Genomic DNA, 16366 nt, shown 5'->3' with positions numbered 1-16366 from the left:
GTCCCATGGCTGATTTTCGTATCTGGTCCGATGAGTTCGCGGCCAACGGTTATCTTTCGAAGACGCATGAATTCGACCAGCAGTCATTTGGCGTCGACGGTGAAAACCTGTCCCCCGCGCTGCAATGGGAAGGCGTGCCGCCTGAAGCCGAAAGCCTTGCGCTTACCGTCTACGACCCCGATGCGCCTACCGGCAGCGGCTTCTGGCATTGGGTCGTGGTGAACATTCCGGCAGACACGCACTCGCTGCCGCAAAACGCAGGCAAGGCCGACGGCAGCCTGTTGCCGGCCGGCGCGCTGCAACTGCGCAACGACTACGGCACGGTCGGATTCGGTGGCACGGCGCCGCCGCGTGGGGACAAGGCGCATCGATACATCTTCCGGATTCACGCGCTGAAGGCCGCTCACCTTCCCGTCGATGCCTCGACGACAAATGCCGTTGCGCGTTTCATGACGCATCTGAACGAGATCGATTCTGCGACATACACCGGGCTTTATGAGCTGAAGTAGGATTCCGCTCGCTGCGGCGGCTGTACCTGCCGCCGCAGTGGAAGTAAACCACTTGAAAGGCGCACGCCTTAAACTGCGCGGCTCCTCCCCTCTTCCCCATTGATGGACGCAGAACAAGGCCTTCCGTACCCCCAGCGCTATTGGGCCATCCTGGTCGTTGCGCTCGGCATCACGCTCGCAGTGCTCGACGGCGCCATAGCGAACGTCGCGCTTCCCACCATTGCACGCAACCTGAATTCGAGTCCCGCCGACTCCATTTGGGTCGTCAACGCCTATCAGCTCGCAATCACCGTTTCATTGTTGCCGCTGGCGTCTTTAGGCGACCGGATCGGTTATCGGCGCGTTTATATGGCCGGACTGGCGCTGTTCACGCTGGCATCGTTTGGCTGCGCGCTGTCCGGGTCGCTGACCTCGCTGGCGGTCGCCCGCGTGATCCAGGGCTTCGGCGCTGCAGGCATCATGAGTGTCAACACCGCGCTCGTGCGCATGATCTACCCGCCGGAGCATCTGGGTCGCGGTGTCAGCATCAACGCGTCGGTGGTGGCTGTATCGGCGGTAATCGGGCCGACGGTCGCATCCGGCGTGCTCGCCATTGCCCCATGGCCGTGGCTGTTTGCGATCAACGTGCCAATCGGTGTCGCGGCGCTGTTCGTGGGCTGGAAAGCGTTGCCACGCACGCCGGGGCATCGCCGGCCATACGACTATCTCAGCGCGTTGATGAACGCCGCGGTGTTCGGCCTCGCGATTACCGCTGTCGATGGCCTGGGCCACGGCGAACATCGCCCATACGTAATTGCGGAGTTTGTCGTGGCGGGCGTGATTGGATACTTCTTCGTGCGCCGGCAATTGACGCAGACGGCGCCGCTGCTACCCGTCGATCTGCTGCGGATTCCTGTTTTTGCGCTATCGATCGCGACATCGTTCTGTTCGTTCACCGCACAAATGCTGACGTTCGTCTCGCTGCCGTTTTTGCTGCAAAATACGCTCGGCATGACGCAGGTCGAGACCGGCTTTCTCATGACGCCTTGGCCCATGGTGATCGTGTTCATCGCGCCGCTTGCGGGGATGCTTTCCGACCGGTATTCGGCCGGCGTACTCGGCGGCATCGGGCTTGCGCTTTTGAGCGCCGGATTGCTGCTGCTTGCAAGCACGGGTGCGCATCCCGCCCCGTTCGATATCGCATGGCGCATGGCACTTTGCGGCCTCGGCTTCGGTCTGTTCCAGTCGCCCAACAACCGGCAGATGTTGTCATCCGCGCCGCGCAACCGCAGCGGCGGCGCAAGCGGCATGCTCGGCACCGCGCGGCTCTCCGGCCAGACACTGGGCGCGGCGCTGGTCGCGCTCATTTTCGGTATCGCGCCGCAACACGGCGCAACGATTACGCTGATTGTTGCCGCCTGTTTTGCAGCCGCCGCGGCACTCGTCAGCCTGTTGCGGATTTCACGCAGCAAGACGCCGGCAACGGCCTGAGGGCCGCCTTTCGCTTTCAGTCCCTGGGCACACCCTTTGCTGCTTCGATGAACGTGGTTCCCTTATCGGGACCGGTTCATCAATGCACTAAAGGAGCTTACGCATGGCTGATTCCCTGAACGGCTACAAGGTCGCGATCCTCGCGGTCGACGGATTCGAGCAAGCCGAACTCGTGGAGCCGCAAAAGGCGTTGAAAGCTGCCGGCGCGCGCGTCGATGTGATCTCACAAAAGCCGGGGCAAATCCAGGGTTTCGTCCACACTGACATGGGCGACAAGGTGGACGTGGACGTTACGTTCGATCAGGCCCAACCCGCCGAGTATGACGCGCTCGTTCTGCCGGGCGGCGTGGTGAACGGCGACGCAATCCGCGTTGATGCCAAAGCCCAGAGTATCGTCAAGCAATTCGACAAGGCCGGAAAACCCATTGCCGTGATCTGTCATGGCGGATGGTTGCCGATCTCGTCGGGCATCGTTGCGGGACGCACGTTGACAAGCTGGCCGACGTTGCAGGATGACATTCGCAATGCCGGTGGCACGTGGGTTGACGAAGAGGTTCATCGCGATGGCAACCTGATCACGAGCCGCAAGCCGGACGACATTCCCGCGTTCAACAAGGTCATCATCGAAGCGCTCGGCGAACGCGAAAGAGTGGCTTGAGTTCGTCCCGTCATGGAGATGCGAATGACACGACTGGCGCGGCACGTACTGCTCATAGGAATGGCGCTGAGCGTTCCCTTGGCGGCTTATGCACAAAACGGGAACTCCGTTGCGCCGGCCCGTCCGGGTTCGGACAGCCAGGCAGCGCCCGCAGCGAGTGGCGCATCGCCGGTGTCGGCGGCTTCGTCAAGCTCAGCGAAAGGCAAACTGTCGACCATCGACCAACAATTCGTCCTGGAAGCCGGCACCGCGGGTGCCACCGAAATCGCGGCCAGCAAACTGGCGCTGTCGAATTCGTCCGATACACAAGTAAAAGCCTTCGCTCAGCGGATGGTCGCGGATCACACACGTCTCGCGCGTTACCTCGATGCCGCAGCCATGCATCACGGCATCACGGAGGCGCCGAGCGCCGATGCAGCGGTGACGGGAAGTCTGGAAACGCTGCACGGCGCTGCGTTCGATAAAGTTTATATCCAGCAAGTCGCGTTGAACGGGCATCAGAAGGCGATCACGGTATTCAGCACGGAAAGCATGAAGGGCAACGACGCGCTGCTCAAGAACACGGCGGCCAAGGCACTGCCGATCATCAAGCACCACTACGCCATGGCGCAGCAACTCGCCAAATTGAAGGGCATCGCATCATGACCGCCGTTCCGGGAAGGTTTGTTCTGCACGATCAGCATCCCCGGCCGGCCTATGAGGGTTCGACCATGCACATCCAGTTTGCCGACGACTCCCCCGTCTACGACGGTGATGACTTTGCGCTGCACTTCACGGCGTTGGTCGACTCCGACCCCGTGGTGTGTTCCATTTCTGCAGAGGCGCTCGAAGATCACTTCGGCGCCGCTTCCGCGAGAGAGGAAGACCTCATGAATGCGTACGAACAAGGCCGCGCCCGGATTCGTTCGGTGTGTGCGGAAGCGCTCGATCGCAACGGCGGTGACAGTGTCGTGCTGCGTAGCGGCTTGTTTCGCGTCGCGGGCATGGAGCCTGAGTGACGGTTTGCATCGCATGTAGTTGCGCATGTTCGATTTGATCCGATTCAACGTTTTCTGGAGGTCCTTATGTCGCTGATCATCGCTGGACGATTTCAGACGTTTCCAAAAGCCGAGGCCGCGGCCCAGCGCTTGTTCACGCGCGGTTTTGTTGAGGAAGACGTCACGCTTTTCTACGTGTCCCCGAGCGGACAACACTCGCGGCTGAATACCGGAGGAGACCACAACGCAAATGCCGGCGCCAAGGATTCATCGAAGGGTGCGGGTAAAGGTGTCACGATCGGCGCCGTGATCGGCGCGATCATCGGCGCGGCCATCTTCCTCGTGTTCAAGGCCCCGTGGCTCGCTGCGGTCGTCGCAGCAGGCGTGGGCGCTTATGTGGGTTCGCTGGCCGGCGCCATGTCTCACGCCAAATCAGGCAAACGCGCGCCGCAAGATGAAACAAGTTCCGATAACCACGGCTCGGCCAATGCAATCGACGCACGCCAGTCCGGCGTACTGGTAGCGGTGCACTGCTCGCCTGAGCAGCAGAGTGAAGCCGCATCGATCCTTCGCGATGCCGGCGGCATGGAAGTCGAACGCGCTTCGGGGCAATGGAGGAACGGACGCTGGGCGGACTTCGACCCGGTCAAGCCGCCCGAACCGGTGCAGGAATTCGCTGAACGGCGCGCATAGAAACGTGCGTTTGGTTTCACGGGCCGCCGCGAGTGTATGCACCGCTGGCGGCCTTTCTTTTTCTACCTCGGCACTTTGTTCAGGCACGCCCGTTGCGACTGTACAAAGACCACGGTCCGATGGGAAATTGCAGAACCATCCTTGCAAACCCGGCCGCGGGCCATCTTCGATAACTCACAGGAGGTTCATATGAGCACGAACATCGTCTCGGTACTCAACGATCTGATCGAAACGTCGAAAGACGGCGAAAAGGGCTTCAGGAAGGCAGCAGAAGACACGAAGGACGTATCGCTCAAGCAACTGTTCGCCGGCCGCGCAGACGACTGCGCACGCGGCGCGACGGAGCTTCAAGGTGTGGTTCAAGGACTTGGCGGCAAGCCGGAAACGGGCGGTACCGTGGGTGGCGCCCTGCATCGCGGATGGGTGGACGTGAAGGCGGCTATGAGCCACCGCACGGACCACGCGATCCTTGACGAATGCGAGCGCGGTGAAGACGTCGCGAAGAAGAATTATCGCGAGGCGCTGGACAAGGAACTACCCGCCGATGTTCGCGCGGTCGTCGAACGCCAGTACCAGGGTGTGATCCAGAACCACGATCGCATACGCGATCTCCGCAACCAGTACGCAGCGGCTGCGAAGTCGTAATTCAAGCTTGTTGTGATGTACGGCGAAAGCCGCTGCGCTTGAAAGCGCAGCGGTTTTTTTATTGGCGTTCGGTGAAACGAATCAGCCAACAAAAAACCCGCCGGCAAGGGCGGGTTTGGTGCTGCAAACTCAAAGCGATCAATCAGTGCGGCGCGCCCTTGTCGTTCGTGCCCATGGCGGACGCCGCGGCAGCCGCCGACGCGCCGTGCAGACGCGACTTCTTGTCCTGCTGGTGCAGCGTCGTTCCGCCCATGCCCTTCTTGTGCATCTTCATCGTTCCGTCCGGAGCGGCCGTTGTCGGATCTCCCGGCCCGGCATTCGGACCGCCCGAATTACCGCCACCTGCTCCACCCGCGCCGGCCGCACCGCCGCCCGATTGAGCCATCGCGGGGCCGGCCAATGCAAAAGCGAGTGCGCCGAGCAAAGCAAACTTTTTAGTGGTCTTCATGGTCATCTCCAATTCCTTGTAAGCCGGACGTCTACAGTAATCCCTGTGCGCCCGGACGTTGAGTTACTTATTCGTACTTCTGATCAATTGTGTCCAGCGTGAAAAATTTTTTCGATAAAACCAGAAAAGAGGCGGACGGCTCTCAGCCCGCCCGCATCTCTCAGTGAGTCTTATTGAACGACCTTCAAATGGTTCTTGACCGAGTCGACACCGTCGACCTTTGCCACGACTTCTTCAGCACCGCTCTTGTCATCGGCCGTCGGCACCGTGCCCGTCAGCGAGACAACGCCCGCACGCGTCTTCACGTGGATATGCGTGGACTTGACGTTCTTCGCGCCCAGCAACTCGGCCTTGACCTTCGTCGTGATTGCAGAGTCATCGACCTTCGTGCCGATCGACGTGGAAGCACCTGTTGCATGCGTAGCGGTCTGTGCGTTGACATTCAGCGCAAACACGACGCAAGCGATACCACCGGCTGCTTTCAGGAATTGGGTCGACTTCATAGAGATTCTCCTTCTTATCGAATTAAGAGGACGGCGGAGTCCGCTGTCCCGATTGATCGCAGGCCGCCTCGTACGGCCGCAGCTTCTTGCTGCACTAACCTGCTCGGTTCATACCGGCTATGCCAAAGCGCTACCGGTAGCATGGTAAGCAACGCAAGTAGCGTGCCGGGACGCATGCGGCGATCGGCAAATGTGACCCGGACTAAACCCTGAAAACCCCATGCATCAATGCGCACCGCACGATTCATACGTGTGATGTTTGCGTCTCGACAGCCACCCCCTATCAGTCTTCAAGACCACCGCGCTTTGCCGATGGGCGTGTAAAAAGTGCGCGAATTAGTCCCTGAACAAGAATACGACGGGCAACATCCATGCGAAAAATCTCTATCGGATCGTGCACTCACGCACGTTGCATGATGGCGATCACTCGCATGGCACGAGTGTTGCTTTTAGAGGACGCACGAAAGATCCAACATTGAGGAACAACACGCAATGCCGCCTTCCCTCGAACTACGTACCAAGCAAAGTCTTGCGCTCACGCCGCGCCTCCAGCAATCGGTTCGTCTGCTGCAGCTTTCGTCGCTCGAGTTTCAGCAGGAATTGCGTAACGCGCTCGATACCAATCCCTTCCTCGAGTACGACGAGACGCAAGCGGAAGACAACGCGCTTTCTACCGACAACGGCAGCTCCCTGAGCGAGACGCCCTCGCTCGGCGAAGCCACCGCACCGGTCGACGCACCCATGGCCGCCGAGAGCAGCAACGATGGTTCGGACAGCAGCGACTCGCAGTCGCACGAGGACTCCATGAGCGAGTTCTCCTCCGATCCGTTTGGCCGTACATCGACACGCAACAACGGCGATGGAGACGGGTCCGATCCCGCGGATTGGGTTCGCATCGAACCGTCTCTGCATGAAACGCTTCACGACACCCTGCGGCTTTATCCAATCAACGATCGCGACCGCGCGGTGGCGCAACTGATCATCGAAGCACTCGATGACGACGGTTACTTGCGTCAGGATTTGCAGGAGTTGTCCGAGCTCGTCGATATCGAACCGGCATTGTCAGAAGCCGAATTGAACATCGCGCTGAAGCTCGTGCAATCGCTCGATAAACCCGGCGTCGGCGCACGCACGTTGTCCGAATGCCTGCGTCTGCAACTCGATGCACTCGACGCGGATACGCCGGGACGCGCTGTTGCGATCGAGATCGTGATGCATCATCTGGAACGGCTCGCACGCCGTGAGCAAGCCGAGTTGCAAAAGAAGATCGGCTGCAGCGCGGACGAACTGCGCGTGGCTTGTGCGCTCGTGCGCAAGCTCGATCCGAAGCCAGGTTCGAACTATGGCGCAGCAGAAGACAACTACGTCGTTCCCGATGTGATCGTGCGCCAGGTCAAGAAGAACTGGGTCGTGACGATCAACCCGGCGGTTCTTCCGCGCGCCCGTATCCACCGTATGTATGCTGAGCTGTTCGCGCAATCGGCTGGTGCAAGCCGTTCACCGCTCGCCCAGCAACTGCAGGAAGCACGCTGGCTGATCCGCAACGCACAGCAGCGTTTCACGACCATTCAGCGCGTGGCAGAGTGCATCGTTTCACATCAGAAGGCGTTCTTCGACTACGGCGAAATCGCACTCAAGCCGCTCGTCCTGCGCGATGTCGCCGATGAGCTCGAACTCCACGAATCGACCATTTCACGCGCGACGGGTAACAAATATATGTCGACGCCGCGCGGCATTTTCGAGTTCAAGCATTTCTTCCCGCGCGAGTTGAGCACGGAAAGCGGCGGTACGTGTTCGGCCGCTGCAGTGCGCGCGTTGCTGAAAGAGATGATCGCAAAGGAGAGCAGTAGCGAACCCCTTTCCGATGTCAGCCTCGCGAAGATGCTCGCGGATCAGGGTGTGATCGTTGCGCGCCGGACAGTGGCGAAGTATCGCCACCTGATGAAGGTGCCGCCGGCCGAGTTGCGTCGCGCATAATCTGGTTTTCCCGGCCTGAACCCAACGCCTTTGAAGCAATTCAAGGGCGTTTTTTATCGCCAGCCGGAAACGTGTTGCCTGCGCCTGCGTCCTGCCGTTGCCGATACTTCCGCGCCGAGCAGGAACACCGCCGCCGAGTAGTACAGCCACATCAGGATGATCGCGAGCGACCCCGCAGCGCCGAACGTGTTGGTCATGCCCGCGTGTTGCAGGTAGAACGCAAAGAGGCGTTTGCCGCACTCAAAAAGCAACGCCGCCGCCGAGGCGCCCAGCGCCGCGTCACGCCACTGCATGCGCGAGCTCGGCAGGAATTTCAGCAGCACCGCAAACGCCAGCATCATCATGAAAAGCGAAATTGCGCGTTGAGCAACCGCCGCAATCAGGAACGCTGGACCGCTCGTACCGAGCACCCACTGTCCGACGAGGACCACGGCGGCATCGAGTATGAGGAGCGCCACGATCAGCAAACCCGCGCCGACCACGAACGCGAACGAGATCGCCCGCACGCGCAAGATGGCGAGAATGCTGTCGCGTGTGCTTGACACGGGTGCCGGCCAGATCACGTTGAGCGCCGTATGCAGCGATGAAAACGTCGCCGATGCCCCGACCAGCACGCCCACGCCGGAAAGAATCGCTGTACGCGTGGCGATATCGGCGTGCCATGCGTTTGCGACGATCGCTTCCAGGCCATGCGCCGCGTCCGCGCCCACGACACCCGCGATCTCGCCAAACAGGCGCCCTTGCACCGCGTCCGCGCCGAAGAAAATACTCGCGACCGCGATGATGATGACAAGCGTTGGCGCAAGCGAAAACGCCGCGAAGAATGCGACGGCCGCAGAAAACATGACGCAATGATCCTGCGACCATTGGACGATCGGCTCCTGGATCCAGGACCAGAAGAATTTCAGCCTTCGTTCTTTCGGTTTGGTGGTTGCCGTGGTCAAACGCGCGCTCCCGCAGATGTTCTTTTTCTGCGATGGTAGCGCGTAATCGTCGCTGGGCGGTCGTTCGGGCTTTGCCTGACAACGCTGCTTGACAGGCACAAAGAAAAACGGCGCACCCTCGAGGCGCGCCGTTTTGCATGGAACCGCGGAAATTACGGCTCTTCTTCCTCGTCGTTGGCCGGGTCGGCGGTTTCATCGTCGATTGCACGGGTTTCGTCTTCGACCTCGTCGGGCAGGATGTCCGAATCGAGTTCGAGGTTGTTGTCCCCGTCCGCCGATGCCATCTCGCCCGTTCCGTTTCGATCCGTGTCGCTGTTCAGCTCCGCTGCGGACTGGCCGATCGCATGCTGATCGAGTTCGTCTTCGATATCACCTGGATACCGCTTTTCGCCTTGCACGTCCGATCCGCTATCCGAGGAATCGCTCGGCCCCAATGCGCCGGTTCCATGGCCCTTCCCAACTTCCACACCACCTTCTTCGTCCGGATCCAAAGTGCTTCCACTCATGATGACCTCCTGATTGCGTGTAGGCATCGACGCAAAAGCCGTTCCGCGTGCACGCCGACCGCAAATAAAAAACCCCGCGCCGGATGAACAGGCGCGGGGCTTCACCGAAGGAGCAAGCGCTTCAACTCGATACGCGCGCCGGTCGCTTCGCTTCGGAAACCTGGCGCACCGTTTTCTTCGTCACCGATGCAGCCGTCGCCACACTGCGCAAATCCTGCAAGAAGGAATCGCGCCAGACGGAAAGATTGTTCTCGCGTAGCGGCGCCATCATGTCGGTGTGACGGGATTGACGCTCGGCGAGCGGCATCGATAACGCCCGTTCCAGCGCTTCCGACATCTGCGACAGGTCGAACGGGTTGACCACGAGCGCGCCCGGCAGCTGGTCGGCCGCGCCGGCAAACTGCGACAACACGAGTGCGCCCGGGTCGGCGGGGTCTTGCGATGCCACGTATTCCTTTGCAACGAGATTCATGCCGTCGCGCAATGGCGTCACATATCCCACTTGCGACAGCCGGAACAGCGCCATCAGCAAGTTCCGGTCGTACTTGCGGTTCAGGTACTGAATCGGCGTCCAGTCGAGTTGTGCAAACCGGCCGTTGATCCGCCCCGCTTCGCCTTCGAGATTCTGCCGGATGCGCTGATAGGTCTGCACATCGGAGCGCGTAGGCGGCGCGATCTGCACCATCGACACCCGTCCATGCCACCCCGGCGCATGAAGCAGCAGGCGCTCGAAGGCCTGGAAGCGCTCCGCCAGCCCCTTCGAATAGTCGAGACGATCCACGCTCATGATCAGCTTGCGGCCGCGCAGGCTGTCGCGCAGGCTCTTGACCGGCTTGCGATTGGAAAATTGCTCGGCGATCTTAGCAATCGCATCCGGATAAATGCCGATCGGATACGCGCCGACCTTCAACATGTGCCCATGCGCCTGCAACATGCCGTCTTCGCTGAGATGCCCGAGGTGGCCGCGTTCGACGTAATCCACAAACGACTGCTTGTCCGCCTCGGTCTGGAATCCGACGATGTCATAGCTGCACATCGCCTTGATCAGCTCTTCGTGCGGCGGCACGGTGCGGAGGACTTCAGGGACTGGAAACGGGATGTGGAGGAAAAAACCGATTGGATTCTTGATGCCGGCTGCGCGGCATTCCTGCGCGAACGGCAGGAGGTGATAGTCGTGGACCCAGATGATGTCATCAGGTTCGAGCAGCGGTTTCAATTGCAGTGCAAGGTTTGCATTGACCCGGGCGTAACCGGCGTATTCCTCGCGATCGAACCGCGACAGGTCATTCCGATAATGAAAAGTTGGCCATAAGGTCGCGTTCGAGAAGCCGCGGTAGTACTGGTCATAATCGCGCCGCGTCAGTCCGACGGTCGCATACGTGACGTTGCCGCGCTTCTCCACCACTGGCGCCGATGCTTCCCCGACAATCTCGCCGCTCCAGCCGAACCACACACCGCCTGTCTCCTTCAGCGCGTCCAGCACGCCGATCGCCAGGCCGCCTGCAGCAGGCTTGCCTTCCTGGATCGGCGCGACGCGATTCGATACCACGATCAATCTGCTCATTACAGCTTTACCTCTCAGTTGTCGTTGCTCGTTCGAATTGATCGGAATAGCAATGCAAGACACGTGCCGTTTTTACAATCTGGAAAATAAAAATTGTGTATAAATGTGACAAACGAACGAAAGCACGCGGCAAGGGCGTGTAGCGCAGAAGATTTTGGTGCAAGGCCAGAGCGCTCGACACGCTTTGCTTATCCCTCTCAGGCGTCTTGTTCCGAGCCCAGATCGCGCTGATAGTCGATGCCTTCCTTGCGTACCCCGCCCTGATTGTGATCGCCGTCAGGCGGCGTTCCCGGCGCTGGCCGGTTCTGTCCGGCGGGATCGTGTGGTGTCTGGTCGGTCGTCGCATTCGGCGCCGGAACCTCAGGCTCCGGCGGCATTGCTGATTTGAGTGAGTCGGCGCGTGCCTCACGGCGAGACGTATGACGCGCGGAACGGCGCAGTGCGGGATGTCTCATGGATGCCTCCAGGAAGAAGGCCGTCGGAGCGTTAAGTCGGCGGCGAATCGCTAAAAAAAGCAGAATTAATGACCTTAGATAAAATACTGATGAGGTCATTGTTACCTCGTGCGTTGTAATGCCTACAGCGTGTTGGAAAATCCTTCAAGCAATTCGGCGCCTCGTCGTATCAATGAAACGTGCTGGACATGTGCGGTGTTTCGTTCGGTCCCGGCGGTGGATCGCCTATCGGCTGGCTAGGCGGTGACGGCGGCTCGCGGGTCGGATCGGGAACGGTGTCCGGCGGTTCCTGTGGGGACGGCGAAGGCGGTTCCGGTGTGAACGGCGGATCAGGCGGTTGCGGCGTCTGTGCGCGCAATGGGTTTCGAGACGAGGTGAGATCGGTCATGGCGCGCTCCCTGGATCTTATGATGGTGACACTCGTACGGTCCTGATGTAACGGATCCGGCCAAGGACTCTCGATTTGGTTCGCATCGCAAGTCGCCCGAATATCAAGCAACTCGCTTAAGCCCACCATCCAGTTGCAGCAAGGGCCATGCCCTGCGATTCACAGGACCCATCAGGCATTATCGGCGTACATATTGCGCGTGCAAACGAAAAACGCCCGTCCAAAGCAGACATCTTTCAATGTCCCCATGAACGGGCGTCAACGATGCAACAACGTGATCAGCGGTTGCCTGCGTCGCCTACTTCACTGGCTTCGCTTTCCGCAGCCTTGTTAGCCGCGTCATCGCCGTATTCGACCAGCCGGTTATAAAGCGTCTTCAGGCTGATGCCGAGGATCTCGGCCGCACGCGTTTTCACACCGCCGCATTGTTCGAGGGTCGCCAGGATCAACTGACGATCCGCTTCGGCGAGCGACGTGCCGAACGGAATCGTCACGGCCGTTCCCGCCGATGGCTTCGACAACGAGATCTGCAGCGGCACGGTCGCCGTGCTGTCCGATTCCGCGCCCGACATGATGTACGCACGCTGAACGTAGTTCTTCAGCTCGCGCACGTTCCCCGGCCACGGATACGACGCCAGCATGTCGCGCACGGCTGCCGGGAACGTCTTCTTCGTGTTGTAGCGCGAATTGAGCTCGTCGAGGAACGCCTGACCCAGCAATTCGACGTCGGTACCGCGGTCCCGCAACGGCGGCAGGTTGATCGGGAACACGTTGAGCCGGTGATACAAGTCGAGGCGCATCTTCCCTTCGAGCACGGCCTGCTCCGGATCGCGGTTGGTCGCGGCGATCAGGCGAACATCGGTTTCCAGTTCCTTGGTCGTCCCGACGCGCATGAACATGCCCGTTTCGAGCACGCGCAAGAGCTTCACCTGCAGTTCGATAGGCATCTCGGTAATTTCGTCGAGGAACAGCGTGCCGCCGTTCGCCCGTTCAAAATAACCCTTGTGCTGGCGATCGGCGCCGGTGAACGACCCGCGCTCGTGCCCGAACATCTCCGATTCGATCAGGTTCGGCGATATCGCCCCGCAATTCACCGCAATGAACGAGTGCTTGCGGCGCAGGCTCAGCTCGTGCAGTGTCTGCGCCGCGACTTCCTTGCCGGTTCCCGACTCGCCGATCAGCAGCACGGAAGCGGCTGTGGGCGCCACGCGGCCAACCTGGTCGTAGACGGTTTGCATGGCCGGCGAATTGCCGAGCATCAGGCCGAAACGGCCCATGCGGCGCAGTTCGCCGCGCAAGGTGCCGATCTCGGCCTTCAGGTCACCTGGACGCGGCAGACGGCTCAAGATGGCCTTCACGCGCTGCATGTTGATAGGTTTGACGAGGTAATCCGTCGCACCCATCTTCAACGCGTTCACCGCGGACTCGACGGTCGCGTGTCCCGTGATGACGATGATCTCCACGCCCGAGCGCGGATCGAGGTCCTCGAACAGGTCGACGCCCGAGCCATCGGGCAGCTTGAGGTCGGTGAACACGACGTCCGGCGTCTGGCGCACGAGTTGAATCCGCGCTTCGCGCAGGTCGCCGGCAGTTGCTGTCGTCAGTCCGTCTTCGCCGATGATCGCGGCTAGTGCCTCGCGGGTACTGGGATCGTCATCGACAATCAATACGTGTGGCATGCGTCTCGAATTTATCCAAAGCGTTGAGGGTCACACGTTGCTGAACGCATCGTGGAGGTCTCCGGGGGCGCCGGCCACACATCGTCATACTTGAACACGTAGAACGATGAAGGCTCCGCCCGCCAGGCCGAATGCGCACCGATTGAACTCAAGCACGCCGAAAGATGAAAATCTTTCCGATTGATTAACTGGCATGTCACTGCACCCGCAATAATTGCCATACAGCGCGGTTATTGCAGTGAGTACATCGATTATAAGGCTTTATCAAGATAAAACGCACGCCAGGGCGTGCGTTTCGGTCATGCTTCGAGCCTGTTTCGAGACCCGCGCACATTCACTTAACTATGCGGAAAGTGCCACGCGTCCGGCGTTCCACCCAAGGCTCCGTTGCTGCCGTTGGCTGGCCGTGCCGCAACGGGCTGCCCTGAAGCCGTTGCAGTTGAAGGCGTGACCACCTTGCCGCCCTCGTCTTCCCAGCGCGTCAGGTCGCGCGGGGTGCGTTTTACGGTATCGCGTTTCGTTTGCGCCCATTTCCATGCGAGCACGCTGCCCACTGCGATCAACGCGCCAAACAAGCCGATCTTCGGTCGTGCCATTGTTTCTCTCCTTGTATTCAGATGATCGGGGACTGCATACGTTCTACCGCGAAACGATGACGCCCACCAGAAAGCCGATGCCCGCCGCAATGCCGAGCGCCTGCCAAGGGTTGTCACGCGTGTAGCGGACGGTGCCATCGAGGCTCGCGCGGTACTTGTCCTGCGCGCCCGCTTGCGCAGCTTCCAGCGCGTGGCGGGCGGTATCGACGTGGTCGCGCAGACGGGTGCGCAGGGCGTCCACGCCTTCAGCCGGCAACGATGCGCTCAGGCGCACCAGTTCCTCGGAATCGTTCAACAAGACCTTGATGTCCTCGATGATCTTCTGCTTGCCCAAAGAGATCTGGACTGTCGTTTGACTCATGTTTTGAAACCCCTTGCCATTGACTTGTGGTCGATCAGCCGCCAATGCGCCGATCATGATGTGGACGCGTCCCGGCGCGTATGCAACGTTCGCAGCATGCCACCCAGGACGAGCGCGCTGCCGAGCGCGGCGAACACGAAACTCGTCACGCCCGCTGCGCGGGAAAGTGCCGGTGTGCCCGCAGCCCATGCCATCACCACGCACATGAGAGCGGTCACGAGCGCCACGGCGGCCCAGTGATATACGTTGATCGGCTCGGCCGCCAGGAGTTCCGGACGCTCATCGGCGCGCTGCGGCGCACGTGCACGGCGTACTGGACGGGCGCGCTGTGGCACGTGGATGTCGAAATGCAAGGAATCTTCCATGGCTGTCTGTGCCGGGTCACGGCCGTTCGTTTGCAGATGCCACGTGCTACGCAGAAACCGTGCCATATCGACCGAAGCCGGTTTGTGATGAGTCATTGCGGGCCGGGTTGCATCGATTGCGCGCGTGTGAATACCCGGACGCACGTAACAATTACGTACAGCGCGTGTAAATGAGGCAAGGTATCGGTGAAGGTTTCCGGAGTTTGCGCGCAATATGGCGTACCGCGCGGCTAATCGTGTTGCGATTACTCAAGCAGAACAAAGCACGTTGCCGCTAAGTCGTTGCGGATGGTTAAATACGGATTACGAGATGAGTTGCACGCTTGCGGCTTTCATTGAAATGTCCAGGCCTGCTGCCATTAAACGATGCTTCGTCACCCTGAGCGATAGTGGGGCCGAAGCTGCCTCCCTGCCACCAACAGGGCGGGAATCAGCGCAACACTGTGCTGCCGCCTTGTCCTGGCGCCCGGCCAAACCCTGTCGCCCGAACAACATTTGCAGGACTTAAAGACTCATGGCGTCAACCGATCTGGACTCGCCGGCCGTCGCCTCCGGCGATACGCCATCGCAGAAGAAACGTAACGCGGGAGAGATTGCCGGGTTGAAGTCGTTTGGACTTCTGTACGGTTCATCGCCCGTGATGATGGAGCTTTACTCGCAGATAGAACGTGTGGCCGCAACTGATGCCACGGCGCTGATCATCGGTGAATCGGGAACCGGCAAGGAACTCATTGCTCGTACCATTCACGATCAAAGCGCCCGGCGCGATGCCCCGTTCGTTGCGGTCAATTGCGGCGCTATTCCCGATAATCTTATCGAGCCGGAACTCTTCGGGCACGAGAAAGGGAGTTTTACCGGCGCGGTCCAAGGACGCCTTGGTTATTTCGAACATGCGAATGGCGGAACGCTGTTCCTGGATGAAGTGACCGAGATGTCGCCGGTGCGGCAAGTGAAGCTGTTACGCGCACTTGAAACCGGAACGTTCTTTCGAGTCGGCGGTAATGAGCTGATCCACTCCGATGTCCGTGTGATCGCCGCGACCAATCGCGACCCGATCGTGGCGGTCAAGGAGAATGGCCTGCGTGAAGACTTGATGTATCGGCTGGCCGTGTTTCCATTGCGCGCGCCGCCGCTGCGTGAACGCGACAGCGACCGCGAATTTCTTGCGCAGCATTTTCTCGCCGAGATGAACGCGCAGGAAGGCACCAACAAGTCGTTCAGCAAACGTGCGATCGACATGCTGCGCACATACTCGTGGCCGGGCAACGTGCGCGAGTTGAAGAACACGGTGTATCGCGCGTTCATTCTTGCCGAGAAAACGGTGGAGATTGCGCATCCGCATCTGGCCTCGCGGGTGAAGAAACCTATAACGCAGGGCGATGCCATGAACGTCTGGGTAGGCACACCGCTCGCCGATGCGCAAAAGCAGATCATCCTCGGCACGCTCAAGCATTGCGGCGGCGACAAACGCCGGGCCGCCAAAGCCCTGGGCGTCAGTCTGAAGACCCTCTATAACCGCCTTGGTGCTTACGATGACGAAGGCGGCGAAGCGGAGCCGTCGGCGCCCGCCGGGAATGAAGGCTGACTGCAAGCCAATGCTCGCTACGTCGATGGATCCTCCCGCGATC

20 protein-coding genes are annotated in these 16366 nt (G+C 60.2%); 9 read left to right on the top strand and 11 right to left on the bottom strand.

Features of this window, described 5'->3' with window-relative positions; translation table 11 throughout:
- Nucleotides 1-5 precede the first annotated feature (5 nt).
- The 7 genes from AXG89_RS10675 to AXG89_RS10645 all read left to right on the top strand — a co-directional run bounded on the left by AXG89_RS10675 (nt 6) and on the right by AXG89_RS10645 (nt 4952).
- Nucleotides 6-509, top strand: a complete 504-nt coding sequence (locus AXG89_RS10675) for a YbhB/YbcL family Raf kinase inhibitor-like protein (protein ID WP_062169642.1) — start codon at nt 6-8, stop codon at nt 507-509.
- 102 nt (nt 510-611) lie between these two features.
- Complete coding sequence (locus tag AXG89_RS10670) at nt 612-1979, top strand: MFS transporter (protein WP_061998932.1); 1368 nt, start codon at nt 612-614, stop codon at nt 1977-1979.
- Nucleotides 1980-2082: 103 nt separating this feature from the next.
- A complete protein-coding gene (locus tag AXG89_RS10665) occupies nt 2083-2637 on the top strand; it encodes a type 1 glutamine amidotransferase domain-containing protein (RefSeq protein ID WP_061998931.1) in 555 nt (184 codons plus the stop codon).
- Nucleotides 2638-2661: 24 nt separating this feature from the next.
- Nucleotides 2662-3282 carry a DUF4142 domain-containing protein gene (locus AXG89_RS10660; RefSeq protein ID WP_236873327.1) on the top strand — a complete coding sequence of 207 codons (621 nt, stop codon included), beginning with the start codon at nt 2662-2664 and terminating at the stop codon, nt 3280-3282.
- Nucleotides 3279-3635 carry a DUF1488 domain-containing protein gene (locus AXG89_RS10655; RefSeq protein ID WP_442861733.1) on the top strand — a complete coding sequence of 119 codons (357 nt, stop codon included), beginning with the start codon at nt 3279-3281 and terminating at the stop codon, nt 3633-3635. The genes AXG89_RS10660 and AXG89_RS10655 overlap by 4 nt, the downstream gene beginning before the upstream one ends.
- Before the next feature lie 66 nt (nt 3636-3701).
- Nucleotides 3702-4307: a hypothetical protein gene (locus AXG89_RS10650; protein WP_061998930.1), complete on the top strand. Its 606-nt coding sequence runs from the start codon at nt 3702-3704 to the stop codon at nt 4305-4307.
- A gap of 189 nt (nt 4308-4496) precedes the next feature.
- A complete protein-coding gene (locus tag AXG89_RS10645; RefSeq protein ID WP_061998929.1) occupies nt 4497-4952 on the top strand; it encodes a PA2169 family four-helix-bundle protein in 456 nt (151 codons plus the stop codon).
- 142 nt (nt 4953-5094) lie between these two features.
- Here AXG89_RS10645 and AXG89_RS10640 read toward each other — a convergent pair whose 3' ends face one another.
- Together AXG89_RS10640 and AXG89_RS10635 are read right to left on the bottom strand one after the other, a co-directional pair.
- The gene (locus AXG89_RS10640) at nt 5095-5400 is read right to left on the bottom strand and encodes a hypothetical protein (protein WP_062170514.1); all 306 of its coding nucleotides are present in this window, start codon (nt 5398-5400) and stop codon (nt 5095-5097) included.
- Between the two features lie 170 nt (nt 5401-5570).
- Nucleotides 5571-5903, bottom strand: coding sequence for a BON domain-containing protein (locus tag AXG89_RS10635; RefSeq protein ID WP_061998928.1), 333 nt, complete (start codon nt 5901-5903; stop codon nt 5571-5573).
- 492 nt (nt 5904-6395) lie between these two features.
- Between AXG89_RS10635 and AXG89_RS10630 the strand changes: the two genes are divergently transcribed.
- Nucleotides 6396-7880, top strand: coding sequence for an RNA polymerase factor sigma-54 (locus AXG89_RS10630; RefSeq protein ID WP_061998927.1), 1485 nt, complete (start codon nt 6396-6398; stop codon nt 7878-7880).
- Between the two features lie 53 nt (nt 7881-7933).
- Here AXG89_RS10630 and AXG89_RS10625 read toward each other — a convergent pair whose 3' ends face one another.
- From AXG89_RS10625 to AXG89_RS10585, 9 genes are all read right to left on the bottom strand, one after another.
- Nucleotides 7934-8725: a YihY/virulence factor BrkB family protein gene (locus AXG89_RS10625; protein ID WP_082771461.1), complete on the bottom strand. Its 792-nt coding sequence runs from the start codon at nt 8723-8725 to the stop codon at nt 7934-7936.
- 251 nt (nt 8726-8976) lie between these two features.
- Complete coding sequence (locus tag AXG89_RS10620; RefSeq protein WP_062000757.1) at nt 8977-9333, bottom strand: hypothetical protein; 357 nt, start codon at nt 9331-9333, stop codon at nt 8977-8979.
- 118 nt (nt 9334-9451) lie between these two features.
- Entirely contained in the window at nt 9452-10894 is a 1443-nt protein-coding gene (gene otsA / locus AXG89_RS10615; protein ID WP_062169640.1) for an alpha,alpha-trehalose-phosphate synthase (UDP-forming), read from the bottom strand.
- A gap of 197 nt (nt 10895-11091) precedes the next feature.
- Entirely contained in the window at nt 11092-11349 is a 258-nt protein-coding gene (locus tag AXG89_RS10610; protein WP_061998925.1) for a hypothetical protein, read from the bottom strand.
- Between the two features lie 169 nt (nt 11350-11518).
- A complete protein-coding gene (locus AXG89_RS10605; protein WP_082771389.1) occupies nt 11519-11737 on the bottom strand; it encodes a hypothetical protein in 219 nt (72 codons plus the stop codon).
- A gap of 278 nt (nt 11738-12015) precedes the next feature.
- Complete coding sequence (locus AXG89_RS10600) at nt 12016-13416, bottom strand: sigma-54-dependent transcriptional regulator (protein WP_061998924.1); 1401 nt, start codon at nt 13414-13416, stop codon at nt 12016-12018.
- 338 nt (nt 13417-13754) lie between these two features.
- Nucleotides 13755-14012: a hypothetical protein gene (locus AXG89_RS10595; RefSeq protein ID WP_062169637.1), complete on the bottom strand. Its 258-nt coding sequence runs from the start codon at nt 14010-14012 to the stop codon at nt 13755-13757.
- Nucleotides 14013-14055: 43 nt separating this feature from the next.
- Nucleotides 14056-14373 carry a DUF883 family protein gene (locus AXG89_RS10590; RefSeq protein WP_062000756.1) on the bottom strand — a complete coding sequence of 106 codons (318 nt, stop codon included), beginning with the start codon at nt 14371-14373 and terminating at the stop codon, nt 14056-14058.
- A 53-nt stretch (nt 14374-14426) separates the two neighbouring features.
- Nucleotides 14427-14834, bottom strand: coding sequence for a hypothetical protein (locus tag AXG89_RS10585; RefSeq protein ID WP_236873326.1), 408 nt, complete (start codon nt 14832-14834; stop codon nt 14427-14429).
- A 418-nt stretch (nt 14835-15252) separates the two neighbouring features.
- On the opposite strand from AXG89_RS10585, the gene AXG89_RS10580 reads away from it, so the two are divergent.
- Entirely contained in the window at nt 15253-16323 is a 1071-nt protein-coding gene (locus tag AXG89_RS10580; RefSeq protein ID WP_061998922.1) for a sigma-54 interaction domain-containing protein, read from the top strand.
- The last annotated feature ends 43 nt before the right edge of the window (nt 16324-16366 follow it).

The organism is Burkholderia sp. PAMC 26561 (assembly GCF_001557535.2).
In the GTDB taxonomy this organism is placed as follows: Bacteria; Pseudomonadota; Gammaproteobacteria; order Burkholderiales; family Burkholderiaceae; genus Caballeronia.
Note: the sequence above shows the minus strand (reverse complement) of the source record. Positions and strands in the feature narration are given on the sequence as shown.

Excerpts from the sequence above, each read along its gene's own strand:
- AXG89_RS10675 (WP_062169642.1), top strand. The coding sequence starts at position 6 with ATGGCTGATTTTCGTATCTGGTCCGATGAGTTCGCGGCCAACGGTTAT.
- AXG89_RS10670 (WP_061998932.1), top strand. The coding sequence starts at position 612 with ATGGACGCAGAACAAGGCCTTCCGTACCCCCAGCGCTATTGGGCCATC.
- AXG89_RS10665 (WP_061998931.1), top strand. The coding sequence starts at position 2,083 with ATGGCTGATTCCCTGAACGGCTACAAGGTCGCGATCCTCGCGGTCGAC.
- AXG89_RS10660 (WP_236873327.1), top strand. The coding sequence starts at position 2,662 with ATGACACGACTGGCGCGGCACGTACTGCTCATAGGAATGGCGCTGAGC.
- AXG89_RS10655 (WP_442861733.1), top strand. The coding sequence starts at position 3,279 with ATGACCGCCGTTCCGGGAAGGTTTGTTCTGCACGATCAGCATCCCCGG.
- AXG89_RS10650 (WP_061998930.1), top strand. The coding sequence starts at position 3,702 with ATGTCGCTGATCATCGCTGGACGATTTCAGACGTTTCCAAAAGCCGAG.
- AXG89_RS10645 (WP_061998929.1), top strand. The coding sequence starts at position 4,497 with ATGAGCACGAACATCGTCTCGGTACTCAACGATCTGATCGAAACGTCG.
- AXG89_RS10640 (WP_062170514.1), bottom strand. The coding sequence starts at position 5,400 with ATGAAGACCACTAAAAAGTTTGCTTTGCTCGGCGCACTCGCTTTTGCA.
- AXG89_RS10635 (WP_061998928.1), bottom strand. The coding sequence starts at position 5,903 with ATGAAGTCGACCCAATTCCTGAAAGCAGCCGGTGGTATCGCTTGCGTC.
- AXG89_RS10630 (WP_061998927.1), top strand. The coding sequence starts at position 6,396 with ATGCCGCCTTCCCTCGAACTACGTACCAAGCAAAGTCTTGCGCTCACG.
- AXG89_RS10625 (WP_082771461.1), bottom strand. The coding sequence starts at position 8,725 with ATGTTTTCTGCGGCCGTCGCATTCTTCGCGGCGTTTTCGCTTGCGCCA.
- otsA (WP_062169640.1), bottom strand. The coding sequence starts at position 10,894 with ATGAGCAGATTGATCGTGGTATCGAATCGCGTCGCGCCGATCCAGGAA.
- AXG89_RS10610 (WP_061998925.1), bottom strand. The coding sequence starts at position 11,349 with ATGAGACATCCCGCACTGCGCCGTTCCGCGCGTCATACGTCTCGCCGT.
- AXG89_RS10605 (WP_082771389.1), bottom strand. The coding sequence starts at position 11,737 with ATGACCGATCTCACCTCGTCTCGAAACCCATTGCGCGCACAGACGCCG.
- AXG89_RS10600 (WP_061998924.1), bottom strand. The coding sequence starts at position 13,416 with ATGCCACACGTATTGATTGTCGATGACGATCCCAGTACCCGCGAGGCA.
- AXG89_RS10595 (WP_062169637.1), bottom strand. The coding sequence starts at position 14,012 with ATGGCACGACCGAAGATCGGCTTGTTTGGCGCGTTGATCGCAGTGGGC.
- AXG89_RS10590 (WP_062000756.1), bottom strand. The coding sequence starts at position 14,373 with ATGAGTCAAACGACAGTCCAGATCTCTTTGGGCAAGCAGAAGATCATC.
- AXG89_RS10585 (WP_236873326.1), bottom strand. The coding sequence starts at position 14,834 with ATGACTCATCACAAACCGGCTTCGGTCGATATGGCACGGTTTCTGCGT.
- AXG89_RS10580 (WP_061998922.1), top strand. The coding sequence starts at position 15,253 with ATGGCGTCAACCGATCTGGACTCGCCGGCCGTCGCCTCCGGCGATACG.